This window comes from Arcticibacter sp., assembly GCF_053551015.1.
On record NZ_JBMQOB010000016.1, the window covers coordinates 1 to 12466 of the forward strand.

At 45.1% G+C, this 12466-nt stretch carries 11 protein-coding genes; 8 read left to right on the top strand and 3 right to left on the bottom strand.

The features are described from left to right. Positions 1-292: 292 nt before the first annotated feature. From ACO1NU_RS09905 to ACO1NU_RS09935, 7 genes are all read left to right on the top strand, one after another. Complete coding sequence (locus tag ACO1NU_RS09905) at positions 293-739, top strand: cytochrome B (RefSeq protein WP_448818316.1); 447 nt, start codon at positions 293-295, stop codon at positions 737-739. 219 nt (positions 740-958) lie between these two features. Further along, on the top strand, positions 959-2380 hold the full coding sequence (locus ACO1NU_RS09910; RefSeq protein WP_448818317.1) for an anthranilate synthase component I family protein: 1422 nt from the start codon (positions 959-961) through the stop codon (positions 2378-2380). 91 nt (positions 2381-2471) lie between these two features. Next, complete coding sequence (locus tag ACO1NU_RS09915; protein ID WP_448818318.1) at positions 2472-3035, top strand: anthranilate synthase component II; 564 nt, start codon at positions 2472-2474, stop codon at positions 3033-3035. A 5-nt stretch (positions 3036-3040) separates the two neighbouring features. Continuing rightward, positions 3041-3871 (top strand): indole-3-glycerol phosphate synthase TrpC, encoded by an 831-nt coding sequence (gene trpC / locus ACO1NU_RS09920; protein ID WP_448818319.1) that lies wholly within the window; start codon positions 3041-3043, stop codon positions 3869-3871. A 3-nt stretch (positions 3872-3874) separates the two neighbouring features. Continuing rightward, positions 3875-5053, top strand: a complete 1179-nt coding sequence (gene hflX / locus ACO1NU_RS09925) for a GTPase HflX (protein WP_448818320.1) — start codon at positions 3875-3877, stop codon at positions 5051-5053. Positions 5054-5144: 91 nt separating this feature from the next. Further along, entirely contained in the window at positions 5145-5519 is a 375-nt protein-coding gene (rbfA, locus tag ACO1NU_RS09930; RefSeq protein ID WP_448818321.1) for a 30S ribosome-binding factor RbfA, read from the top strand. Positions 5520-5560: 41 nt separating this feature from the next. Further along, complete coding sequence (locus ACO1NU_RS09935; RefSeq protein ID WP_448818322.1) at positions 5561-6235, top strand: energy transducer TonB; 675 nt, start codon at positions 5561-5563, stop codon at positions 6233-6235. Here ACO1NU_RS09935 and ACO1NU_RS09940 read toward each other — a convergent pair. Then, positions 6228-7424, bottom strand: a complete 1197-nt coding sequence (locus ACO1NU_RS09940; RefSeq protein WP_448818323.1) for a DUF1501 domain-containing protein — start codon at positions 7422-7424, stop codon at positions 6228-6230. The genes ACO1NU_RS09935 and ACO1NU_RS09940 overlap by 8 nt on opposite strands. Positions 7425-7435: 11 nt before the next feature. Then, positions 7436-8827, bottom strand: a complete 1392-nt coding sequence (locus ACO1NU_RS09945) for a DUF1800 domain-containing protein (RefSeq protein WP_448818324.1) — start codon at positions 8825-8827, stop codon at positions 7436-7438. A 109-nt stretch (positions 8828-8936) separates the two neighbouring features. On the opposite strand from ACO1NU_RS09945, the gene aat reads away from it, so the two are divergent. Beyond that, the gene (gene aat, locus ACO1NU_RS09950; protein ID WP_448818325.1) at positions 8937-9569 is read left to right on the top strand and encodes a leucyl/phenylalanyl-tRNA--protein transferase; all 633 of its coding nucleotides are present in this window, start codon (positions 8937-8939) and stop codon (positions 9567-9569) included. On the opposite strand, the gene ACO1NU_RS09955 is transcribed toward aat, so the two are convergent. Beyond that, a complete protein-coding gene (locus ACO1NU_RS09955; protein WP_448818326.1) occupies positions 9566-12463 on the bottom strand; it encodes a DEAD/DEAH box helicase in 2898 nt (965 codons plus the stop codon). The genes aat and ACO1NU_RS09955 overlap by 4 nt on opposite strands. Positions 12464-12466 lie beyond the last annotated feature (3 nt).

The following is a 12466-nucleotide window of genomic DNA, read 5'->3' on the forward strand; positions in this document are numbered from 1 at the left end:
AGACACACCTCCTTGTCTCGGTGGCGGAGAATATGGGAAACCAGCAATGGCTAACCACTCCTTGAAGGTTCGATTCCTTCCCTTACAGCTCCTTTCAATAATTTAGGTTTATAATTGGTTAGTTTGAGCTCTCGCCCATCGGGAGCTTATTTTTTTGCGTTAAAATTAAAAAGATATTCTGGAAGATTATTGAACAAACAAAAGATTTGTTACACTTTTGATCATCTTTTAGCAGTAGTCCAGTTCGTAAATCACTACAATTTTCGTTTCTTTGGTTAACAATTAAAAAATTATGTACGACTTCTTATTCCACGCGCATTCTACGCTGCGGTTTGTAGTATTCTTTGCTCTGGTAATCGCGACATTGTTGGCATTTGCCGGCTGGTTTGGAAAAAAACCGTTTAGCAAAGCCAATAAAACACTGAATCTGGTTACCCTGATATCGACACACGTGCAGGTGCTCGTCGGATTGTTCCTGTATTTTGTAAGTCCGATCGTGACCAGCAGCACCATGGGTGAGGCGATGAAAGACAGCACACTACGCTACTGGAAAGTGGAGCATGTGGCGATGATGATTGCAGCAGCGGTACTGATCACTATTGGAAATGCAAAGTCAAAGAAAATTGCGGAATTAACAGCTAAACACCGTCCTGTAGCGATCTTCTTCGGGCTGGCATTATTACTGATCGTTGTTGCGATTGTTCAGAGTGGCAGACCTCTGTTGGGCATGAGCCGTTAATTGAAAAAACATTTGGAAATCCAACTTGCTTTACTTTCATTTGTAATATGTTGAATAATAAATATACTCAAATCTGGTGGTGGCACAATTCTGTGCACCGGAACGTTGTATGTTTATAATCCATTGATCTAATTTTTTCAAGATAAATATAGAACCCGGTGCATGAACACCGGGTTTTTTTGTTTTTAAATTTCCGTTAATTAAGATATCAAGATAAACATGTACAAGTTATTTACATCATATCGAAAGCTGCTTGCTGACACAACGACCCCGGTAAGTATCTATCTCAGGATCAGAGATGTGTTTCCCAACAGCATCCTTCTTGAAAGCTCCGATTACCACAGCCGGGAGAACAGCATGAGCTTTATATGTTGTGACCCGATTGCCGGAATAGTACTGGACAAGAAAGTGCTGACCACTTATTTCCCTGATGGAAGCAGAACGGAGATTCCATCTGAAGAGATCAATCTGCAGGAAGAAGTGACTGCTTTCAGAAAGAAGTTTGAGTTCGAAGACGGAGATTTCAAGTTCATATCCAACGGGTTGTTCGGGTACTTTACCTTCGAAACGATTGAGAAGTTCGAAGATATCAAGCTTACCTCTACGCTGACAGAAGAAAGAGCAATTCCGCAACTGCAGTATCATGTTTACAAATATGTAATTGCCGTTGACCACTTCAAGAATGAGCTTTATCTGTTTGAGCACCGGAGTTCAGAAGAGGAGGAGTCGGGCCTGGAGAAGCTTCAGTATCTGACTCAGAATAAAGATTTTCCGGAATATCCGTTTGAATCTGCTGCCCCAGAAACCTCTAACTTTTCAGATGAAGGCTTCATTGAAGTGGTGGAAAAAATGAAGACTCATATCTTCAGAGGAGATGTATTCCAGATTGTACCATCGCGGGCTTTTGCCAAGCCTTTCAGCGGAGACGAATTCAATGTTTACCGGGCACTGCGCTCTATAAATCCCTCTCCGTATCTGTTTTACTACGACTACGGCGACTTTAAATTGTTTGGTTCATCTCCCGAAGCTCAGCTTACTGTGAAAAAGGGAGAGGCGACCATCTTTCCTATTGCAGGGACTTTCCTGAGGACAGGAAATGATGCACTGGATGCCCAACTGGCAGAGAAGCTTGAGAATGATCCAAAGGAAAGTGCAGAGCATGTGATGCTGGTTGATCTTGCCCGTAACGACTTAAGCAGGCATTGTGACAAAGTACAGGTAAAGGCATTTAAGGAGGTTCAGTACTACTCTCATATTATTCACCTGGTTTCGAAAGTGACCGGTGCTTTACAGCCGGATGTTGATCCTTTTAAGGTTGTTGGCGATACTTACCCTGCGGGAACACTCAGTGGTGCTCCGAAGTACAAAGCGCTCCAGCTAATCGATAAGTATGAAAACTCAGGGAGAGGCTTTTATAGCGGTGCGATCGGCTTTATGCGATTTAACGGAGACTTCAACCATGCGATCATGATCCGTTCATTTATGAGCCGCAACAATGTCCTCCATTACCAGGCCGGTGCCGGTATTGTGGCCGATTCAGATCCGCAGAGTGAACTGAAGGAAGTGAATAATAAGATTATGGCTCTGCGCAAGGCGATTGATATGGCCAAGACGATAGTTCCTACGCTGGAGAAGGTTTAATGATGCACCGGTGAGATGATTCAGATAACCCTTAGCAAGCAAGAAGCTGAACGGGACCTGATCAATCATCACTACCAAAAAATATATCTATATGAAAATATTGGTTATCGACAATTACGATTCTTTCACGTTTAATCTTGTTCATCTTTTGAACGAGTGCGGACAACAGCCTGTGGTTTGGAGAAACGATAAGTTTCGACTGGAGGAGGTGGAGGAATTTGACAAAATATTGCTATCACCCGGCCCCGGCATTCCATCAGAAGCTGGTTTACTGCTTGATGTTATCCAGACTTACGCTCCAACGAAGAGCATTCTGGGCGTTTGTTTAGGCGTTCAGGCTATTGCTGAAGTCTTCGGCGGCAGTTTGTACAACCTGTCATATCCGGTTCATGGCAGGGCAACTGAAATGTCGGTTTTGGACCAGGGAGAGAACTTGTTTGCAGGCCTGCCGGCAACCTTTAACATTGGGCGCTACCATTCATGGGCTGTTAGCAGGGAAGGCCTTCCTGAAGACCTGCAAATCACTGCTAAAGATGCTGAAGGGGTGATCATGGCTTTAAGACATACACAGTTTGATGTCAGGGGCGTTCAGTTCCACCCGGAATCAGTCCTGACAGAACATGGAAAAACGATGATTTCTAACTGGCTCTCATAACTATCATGGAAGATAAGAACTTAACTAAAAATACCACCTCTGTTCAAGCTGGTATTTTAAATAAAATAGTTGAACATAAACGTATTGAAGTTGCGGAAGCCAAATCGCGCATATCACTTTCTGCCCTGGAGAAAAGCGAGTATTTCGGCCGCACATGTTATTCACTACCTGAATTTATGCTGGATGAGGCACGAACAGGAATTATCGCTGAATTCAAGCGGGCGTCTCCATCAAAAGGCATCATCAATGATCAGGCTGAGGTGTCGATGGTAACGCGCCAGTATGCGGAAGCGGGTGCATCAGCGCTGTCTGTGCTTACTGATCAGAAGTTCTTCGGAGGAAAAATCCGGGATCTTATTGAAGCCAGGGAGGCCAACCAGATTCCTATTCTCCGGAAGGACTTCATCATCGATGAATACCAGATTGTAGAAGCAAAAGCTATCGGAGCAGATATCATCCTGCTGATTGCTTCAATCTTAAGTCCCGGCGAAGTTGCAGGCTTTGCTAAATTGGCTAAAACCCTTGGCTTGAATGTATTGTTAGAAGTACATAACCGCGAGGAACTTGAAAATAACATATTTGATGATTTAGACGCAATAGGCGTCAACAACCGCAACCTGGATAATTTTACCGTTTCAGTTCAACACTCTCACGACCTGGTAAACCTTATTCCCGACAGATTTTTGAAAATCTCTGAGAGCGGAATAAGCGATCCGAATACCATAACCGAGTTGAGAGCTGCTGGATTTAACGGCTTTCTGATTGGAGAGAACTTCATGAAGGAGAGCGATCCGGGACGGGCAATACAGAGTTTTGTAAACGAATTAAGAAAGTAACAAATGCCCAGACAAGAATATTTTGATACCGCTATAAAACCAGAACGTGCCATCCTCGTAGGAGTGATCACTCCCGATGAGACAGAGGCACAGGTTCGGGAATACCTCGAGGAACTTGAGTTCCTCGTCGATACCGCCGGCGGAATAACCGAAAAGACATTTACACAGAAGATGGCCCATACGGACCGTTCCACATTTGTAGGAAAGGGGAAGCTGGAAGAAATCCAGGCCTATGTAAAGTCAGAGGAGATTGACATCGTTGTTTTTGATGATGAGCTTTCCCCTTCACAAATCAGGAACATTGAAAATGAGTTGAAGGTAAAGATCTTAGACAGGAGCAACCTGATTCTCGACATCTTTGCAAGCAGAGCCCAGACGGCTCAGGCAAAGACGCAGGTTGAACTGGCGCAGCTCCAGTATCTGCTACCCCGACTAACGCGTATGTGGACCCACCTTGAAAGACAAAAAGGAGGGATTGGTATGCGTGGTCCCGGTGAAAGCCAGATAGAGAGTGACCGCCGGATGATTCAGAATAAGATTTCTCTCCTTAAAGAAAAGCTCAAGCTCATCGACAAGCAGAATGAAACGCAGCGAAAGAACCGTGGCCAGCTGATAAGAGTGGCGCTTGTAGGCTATACGAACGTCGGTAAATCGACCATCATGAATATGATATCGAAATCGGACGTCTTTGCAGAGAACAAGCTTTTCGCTACACTGGATACCACAGTAAGAAAAGTGGTGATCGACAATCTGCCTTTTCTGTTGTCGGATACCGTTGGATTCATTCGCAAGCTACCGCATCACCTTGTAGAGTGCTTTAAATCTACGCTCGATGAAGTACGCGAAGCAGATATCCTGATCCATGTGGTTGATGTATCGCATCCCAACTTTGAGGATCATATCAATACGGTTAACGAAACCCTGAAAGATCTTGGTGCAGCCGACAAGGATACGATAACAGTGTTCAATAAGATCGACGCATGGACGCCTGAGTCAGGAGAAGATGCACCGGCATTGACTATAGATGAATTTAAAAACAGCTGGATGGGGAAACACAACAGTCCTGCCGTCTTCATTTCTGCACTTAGAAAAGAAAATGTAGAAGAGTTTAAGCAGCTGGTGTACGATAAGGCGAAGGCAATTCATACAGAACGATATCCGTACGATAACCTGTTGTATTAGGCTGCCAACAGGCTTGGCCTATACTCTTGACACTTATCATTATCTTTGAACCGCCTCAGCAAAAACAAGCTGAGGCTTTATACAGAAAAAAATGGAAAGCAAACGGCAGCAAAAATTCGCAGGGGTTATTCAGAAGGACTTAGCGGAAATATTTCAAAGAGAAGGCATGAACTTTCTGCCTAATATGCTGGTTACGATCACGAAGGTGCGGATGACGCCTGACCTCGCTATTGCCCGGGTGTTTCTTAGTTTCTTTAACAGCCGGGACTCCGGTCTGGCTTTGAATACCATCAAGGCGCACGCCAGCGAAATACGTTATAAATTAGGAGCGAGGATTAAAAATCAGGCTCGTATCATTCCTCATCTGGAATTTTTTATTGACGATACAAACGAGTACGTAGAACGTATGGATCAGATCTTTGATAAGATCAGTAAAGAACCCCGGCAACCTGACACCGAAGAGTAAACTAACACTCAATAAATTGGCTATCATTTCGTTATAAAACAATGAAATCGTCTAGTCTCCTTAGTTTGTTATTTCTTCTCCTGACATCATTCATGCCGGGAGAAGATCCTTCTTTTCAGGGAGGAGCACAGGGACTGCGTAATTTCATCAATGAAAAACTGATATATCCCCAATATTCCAGATCTAATTGCATTCAAGGCACCATAGAGGTAAGCTTCCGCCTGAGTTCAACAGGCAAGGTGCAGGATGCAAAGGTTTCCAAAGGACCTGGAATCGACCTCGATGAAGAGGCTTTAAGGCTCGTTAAGCTCACATCAGGCAGCTGGCGTATTCCTGCCGGCTATGATACTACCAGTACTATCACGATACCTATTAATTTTTCTTTGAGGGAACTCAATTGCTGGAGGTCTGAAGCGGAGATCAAAGCGGCTATCAACGCGTATAAGGCTCAGGAGTTTCTTTCTGATGCAGTGGTTACCTATTATGAAAAGAAGGATAGGGGTGGCTATGACGAGCTTGCAGAGCAGAAGATCAACCAAATAAAAGAACAGCTCGGCTATAATGACGAATATATAGGACGCGTGATCGAGCAGGCCACGAAGAAAATTAAACAAGGCGACAGAGAAGGTGCTTGCAGCGACTTGATGTTCGTGAAAAAGATCGGAAGCAACCGCGCTGATAAGCTGATTGCCGAAAACTGTAATCGTATCAAATAAAGTTGAGTCCGGCGTACTTTCTGTTCAGCACCTGCTTGTTGTCTACCTCCAGCCATCTGTCGAGTAAGGTGGCATATACCTCACGAAAGTCTACTTCATACTTCAGGTCGCCATTGTCGAGACTGATCAAATCGGGGGCCTTATTGTAAATTCCAGCTTTGTTCAGCTTACCCCCAAAGATAAAGACATTATTTGCCGTGCCATGATCGGTACCGTTACTGGCATTCTGCTCTACTCTTCTACCGAATTCAGAGAAGGCCATGACCATGGTGTCATTCAACTTATCGTTAGCTTTTAAGTCTTTAAGCAGTGCCGCTACACCCTCGCTGAATTGACGAAGCAATCTTCCCTGTTGAGCTACCTGCCCGGTATGGGTATCGAAGCCACTTAGCGAAATATAATAAACCCTTGTACTCAAGCCGCTGTTAATGAACCTGGCTACTGTTTTCAACTCGTTAGCGAATGCTGTTTGAGGGTATTCTGCTGTAGATTTAAATGTTTTGGAGGTATTCTGGATATAAGCAGCAGATGAATACGTTTCGACCATTGTCTTATATAAATACCCCAGGTTATCTTCGTTTAGATGCTCATCGTGCGACTGTAAGATTTCTTTGAAGAAAGGTTCCCTTGTATTCTTAAAGAGAGTGCCGGGATCCTTTACTGCTATGCCTTTCTTTGACATGCCTTTAAGAGCGAGTGAAAGCGAGTCGTCAACTTCTATGGCCGTATAGGGATCCTGGCAGACCTTACAATTGGAGTCTAAGTAGCGCCCTATCCATCCGGTACTGAGATACTCATCGGCGTCACTGGCTGTTTGCCATATATCCATGGAACGAAAATGTGAACGATCGGGATTGGGGTAGCCAACGCTGTTGATCACAGACATCCAGCCCTGGTCGTATACCTCTTGCAACGCAGCCATATTGGGGTTTAAACCCTGAAGATCGGTGAGTTTGATAATATCGGAAGCAGGCAGGGCGATTCCAGGCCTTTTTTGATAGTAGGTATCCATTCCGAAAGGAACTACGGTATTCAGACCATCATTGCCACCCGAGAGCTGAATAATCACCAGGTTCTTGTGACCAGTAAGTCGATCGAAGGCAAGTGCCTCGAGCGGCTTTAAAAAGGATGGCATTAGAAATGCGCCTGATGCCAGAGCGGAGCGCCTTAAAAAATCTCTTCTTTTCATAGTCCTTGTAATTAGCAGAGCTGATATTCTGGTGTGCTTACCAGTTGTATGGCCATTTGCACGAGGTCTGACTGCTCAATTTTCTCCAGAGAAACAGCTTTAACCCGAGATGCCAGCAAAACATAGGCAAGTTGTTCCCTGGTGATTGCTGCCGGTAAGGTTCTCCTGAATCTCTCCCAATCGGGGAAAGCCTGCGTCTTTCGCTCTACGTTCGGCTGACTTCGTCTTGCCGTTGCGAGATAGGCTTCGTCTTCCGGATCAGCCTTGCCCTCCGATTCCAGGATTCCGCCATTTAACAAAGTTGAAGGCAGTTTCAGGCGGGTAAGGAGTGAAGAGCTATCGATCCAGCTGGTACCGCCTGGCCATCCGGCAACATTAGGAGGATAAAAAAGAGCCTGTCCAAGAGATCTTTGCAGCTGCAGGAGCACTCTGGGACGAGCATATTGAATGTAGAAACTGCGGTTTAAGCCAACAAGAAACTCAATTGGCGACTTGATCTTATTACCTACGTTCTTTTCATTATAGAACCACTTGCTGGAGAACATCCTTCTTATAAGTGCGGTTATTTCATAGTTCTGACCGTAGAAATAATCTCCAAGATCACGTACATGCATGGGGTCGGGCGTATCATTTACGAAGAAGCGGTACATCCGCTCAGCGATGAAATAAGCACATTGCTTTTGTTCAAGGATCATATTGATAATGTCCTCTCCCTGAAAGTTGCCGGACCGTCCGAAGAAGACCTTTGTGCCTCGATCATGCTGGCGCTCGTTAAAGAAAAAACCTGCGCTTTCAGGTCGGAACTGCCATCCTGTGAACGCACGTGCCGACTCTCTGATATCCGCTTCTGTATAGTGCCCCCGGCCCAGGGTAAACAGCTCCATCAATTCTCTGGCGAAGTTCTCATTGGGCTTTCCCTTTCTATTCTGCTGATTATTAAGAAAGGAGAGCATGGCAGGTGTTTTGGCAACCTCTGTTACCAGCGTACGGAAGTTGCCAAGAGCATGCTTCCTCTGAACATTATTCAACTGTTGATTATAGTAGCCATTGGTTGTTCTACAGGCAAAGTGCCCATGCCAGAAGAGGGTGAGTTTCTCCCTCAGATCGGCCTTATCCGCTGAAAGCCTACTCACCCAGGAAATATTAACGGCTTCCTCCTGTTCCGTGCGTTTCTTTGTATATGCCCTTATATCTTCCTCGGAAGGATTATCTTGCCTGGAAGGCCTGAGAATATTTTCCTTCGCTTCGGCCAGTGGCGTAAATGGCTCTGCTTCTTTCAACAGCCTTTCGAGAACCTCCTTTTGGCTCAACCTGGAAAGTCGTATCAATTCCGGGTAGGTGATGCCGAACGAAGCCCGCGAGTATAGATGTTTGATAGCATCGGTTTTTTCTGACCGTTTCATTTCTGTCGCTTAAGTGTTAATAGACAAGCTGCCAGGCAATTGGTTTAAAATAGCAAAATTTAAAGAATAGATCCTCGATCCACATGGCTTAATTGATATTTTTACATCCATGATTTTCAGGCTTGACGAAGAAGACATCACCTTTCCACCCGCAGAGCTTGCCGAAGAGGATGGGTTGCTTGCTGTTGGTGGCGACCTTCGTCCTGAACGGCTTATCAGCGCATACCGCCAGGGAATTTTTCCCTGGTACTCAGAAAAAACGCCCATCTTATGGTACGCGCCTCACGAACGATTCGTACTATTTCCCAAAAAGATAAAAATCTCGAAGAGCATGAGGCAGGTAATGCGTTCAGAGAAGTTCAGCATCACCTGGGACAAAGCCTTCAAAGAGGTAATCAGTGAATGCTCGGGAAAGATCCGGAAAGATCAGGACGGTACCTGGATAACGGAGGACATGCAGGATGCCTACATACGCCTGCATGAACTTGGCATCGCTCATTCCGTCGAGGTCTGGTCTGATGGACAGCTCGTGGGAGGACTATATGGTGTATCCTCCGGAAAAGTTTTCTGTGGAGAGAGCATGTTCAGCCACGCCAGCAATAGTTCTAAACTCGCGCTCATCTGGCTCTGTGAAAACAAGGGGTATGAAATGATCGATTGTCAGATACAAAGTGATCACCTCGAATCCCTGGGTGCCGAAATGATAAGCCGGGAAGACTACATGACATTCCTGAGCACTTAGTTCAGGATGTCGCGAATGTCATCGGGGCTCAGAGACTTAACAAAGCTCTCTTCGGTGGTGATAAGCGACTCGGCGACGATGCGCTTTCTTTGTTGCAGGGCCAGGATCTTTTCTTCAACACTATCTTTGGTGATGAACTTATAGATGAACACGTTCTTCTTCTGGCCGATCCGGTGCGTACGGTCCACAGCCTGCTGTTCAACCGCAGGATTCCACCAGGGATCGAGCATGAATACATAATCAGCCTCCGTGAGATTGAGCCCCACTCCGCCAGCTTTCAGGGAAATCAGAAATAGCTTAATATTTTCGTTCTTCTGAAACTCCTCGACCACTTCTCCCCGATTCTTTGTAGCTCCGTCGAGGTAAGAATAAGTGACTCCATTTTTATCGAGATGCCTGCGATAGATATCCAGCTGCTTTACAAACTGTGAAAATACAAGGACCTTATGCCCCTCGGCGAGAACGTTCTCCAACGTATGAATAACGTTTTCGAATTTACCAGATTCGCCTTCAAATCCCTCATCAACCAAAAGAGGGTGATTTGCAATTTGCCGAAGTTTGGTAAGTCCCTGTAAAACCTGGATCTGCGTCTTCACGTAGGTACCATCCTCCAATGCTTCCAGCAGTGCGTTCCTGTATTCTGACTTGACATTCTCGTAGTACTCGGCCTGCTCTTCGCTCATTCGGCAATAGAACAACTGTTCAGTCTTTTCAGGGAGCTCTCCGGCAACCTGCTTCTTCGTACGCCTCAATACAAAGGGTTTGATCAGCGCCTGCAGCTTTCTTGACTTCTCCTCATCCTTCTTCTTTTCAATAGGATTGACGAAATCGTTCAGGAAAAAGGTCTGGTTACCCAGCAAGCCCGGATTGATGAAGGACATCTGCGTCCACAGATCATTAACCGTATTCTCTATAGGCGTACCGCTCAGAATTAACCTATGCTTTGCTTTGAGCTGTCTGACAGCCTTGTATGCCTTAGATGCTGGGTTCTTGATGTTTTGGCTCTCATCTAAAATGATATAATTGAACTGAAGCTGAACAAGCAGGTCAATATCAACCCGCGTTACACCGTAAGTGGTCAGCACAACATCATAGTCAAGAAAGCGGCCAATATCCTTGCTTCTTGTTGTGCCTGTATGGATCAGGATCTTCAGATCGGGTGCAAACTTGCCGGCTTCATTCTGCCAGTTATAGATCAGCGACGTAGGCATGATGATGAGAGAGGTGGAGGCAACTTGTACGTCTTGATTCTCCTCCTTGATCTTTTGTAGCAGCGCTAAGGTTTGCACAGTTTTACCCAATCCCATATCATCTGCCAGGCATCCCCCGAAGTTATACTTTCGCAAGAAATGAAACCAGTTATAACCTGCTTTCTGGTATGGCCTGAGCTTCCCTTTAAACTGGACCGGTATCTCTGTATCTTCAATTTCCTCAAAAGAACTCAGCATCTGCAGCTTCCGCCCCATAGACAGGGTGGCAAGATCGCTATTAGCAAAGTCAGATATCAGGCCTATATGGTGTTTCCTTAATCTTAGACGACTACCGGACTTGTCAGAGAACATCATCAGATCGCCATATTTAGAGAACCACTCTTCGGGAATGATTGCTATCTCTCCCGAAGGCAGCAGGTACTCCCGCACTTTATTAAGTATATGATGCCTCAAGTCAATAAACGGTACCTGATACGGTCCAAAATGCACTACAGCTTCCAGGTCGAACCAGTCGTTATTCTCTTTGAAGCCCAATTCAACCTTACTGGATCCAAACAAGAAGCGCTTCTGACCTTCATCCTGCTCAATTGTAAATTCAGAATCCATCAGCTCATCGTGATGAACGTTAAGCCAGTCCAGCACACTGAGAGCATTATCCGCTGCTTCTACTCCGGCCCCTACTTCAAACTGAGTGTAAATATCCGCCGTCTTCTTTAATCCCAAACGCACAAGCTCTTCCTGTTTGTTTTTTTCCCAGGTCTGCGAGCGCTTTATCCGATGAAAAGTATAATGTTCGCCATCTGTCTCCATCTTTACAGAGACCTTCCGGGATCCTCCTGCAGGAAAAACATATTCGCCATATCTAAAAAATAACTGTAATCGCGATGTACCTTCTGGGACATAATTTACTCTGAGTACAGGAACGGCGGCATACTTTTCTGTATTGATTTGAAAGCCATCTGCAAATACATTATGTTTCTCGATCAGCGGGGTAACGAACTTCTCAAAATACGTTCGTTCAGACGTTTTCGGAATAGAAATATAACGCTTGCTTAGAAAGGGCTGTAATTTCTTCCCTTCCATATCATCCTGGAAGCTATATAAGACCCCTTCGAGCAGAAGCCAGGCAGGATCATTACAGATCACCTGAGCATCTTTATACATAAACTCGATTCTGATGCCCTGATATTTGATGGTGGGGAAGTATCGGGTTTCAGTATCTGACCGCCTGAAATGAAATAATACAGACGCAGGCTCCTCGGCTATGGAGAGTGGCTTATCTACAGGCCAGCCTTCCCGGCTCATCAGATAAACTTTTTTGGAGCGTAAGAGCGCGATCGCTTCTACAAGCCTCTTTTCAATTTTGGGTCGTATAGTGTTAAAAAGTTTTTCATCAAAAACCCTCGCAAAAAACTCTACAGGCCTGATTAACTTCTTATAATACCGCTTGATCAGAAAGCTTTGCTCCATCTCATCAAGCAGCTTAATCAGCTTGAAATCCATATTATCCAGCCCTTCGGAAAACTCATCAACCGTATTGCTAAATAAACGTTGGTGCGTAAGCGAAAAGCCCCCGTCAGAATTCAACTGAACCGCATGAGGCTCAATCAGCCATCCCAGGAATTCGTGTTTACATAATGAGTAAACCACTTTAAAAGGCTTGGAACTATCAACACGCAACATGAA

What these genes read in the sequence shown, in the direction of transcription:
- ACO1NU_RS09905 (WP_448818316.1), top strand. Translation starts at nt 293, where the DNA reads ATGTACGACTTCTTATTCCACGCGCATTCTACGCTGCGGTTTGTAGTA.
- ACO1NU_RS09910 (WP_448818317.1), top strand. Translation starts at nt 959, where the DNA reads ATGTACAAGTTATTTACATCATATCGAAAGCTGCTTGCTGACACAACG.
- ACO1NU_RS09915 (WP_448818318.1), top strand. Translation starts at nt 2,472, where the DNA reads ATGAAAATATTGGTTATCGACAATTACGATTCTTTCACGTTTAATCTT.
- trpC (WP_448818319.1), top strand. Translation starts at nt 3,041, where the DNA reads ATGGAAGATAAGAACTTAACTAAAAATACCACCTCTGTTCAAGCTGGT.
- hflX (WP_448818320.1), top strand. Translation starts at nt 3,875, where the DNA reads ATGCCCAGACAAGAATATTTTGATACCGCTATAAAACCAGAACGTGCC.
- rbfA (WP_448818321.1), top strand. Translation starts at nt 5,145, where the DNA reads ATGGAAAGCAAACGGCAGCAAAAATTCGCAGGGGTTATTCAGAAGGAC.
- ACO1NU_RS09935 (WP_448818322.1), top strand. Translation starts at nt 5,561, where the DNA reads ATGAAATCGTCTAGTCTCCTTAGTTTGTTATTTCTTCTCCTGACATCA.
- ACO1NU_RS09940 (WP_448818323.1), bottom strand. Translation starts at nt 7,424, where the DNA reads ATGAAAAGAAGAGATTTTTTAAGGCGCTCCGCTCTGGCATCAGGCGCA.
- ACO1NU_RS09945 (WP_448818324.1), bottom strand. Translation starts at nt 8,827, where the DNA reads ATGAAACGGTCAGAAAAAACCGATGCTATCAAACATCTATACTCGCGG.
- aat (WP_448818325.1), top strand. Translation starts at nt 8,937, where the DNA reads ATGATTTTCAGGCTTGACGAAGAAGACATCACCTTTCCACCCGCAGAG.
- ACO1NU_RS09955 (WP_448818326.1), bottom strand. Translation starts at nt 12,463, where the DNA reads ATGTTGCGTGTTGATAGTTCCAAGCCTTTTAAAGTGGTTTACTCATTA.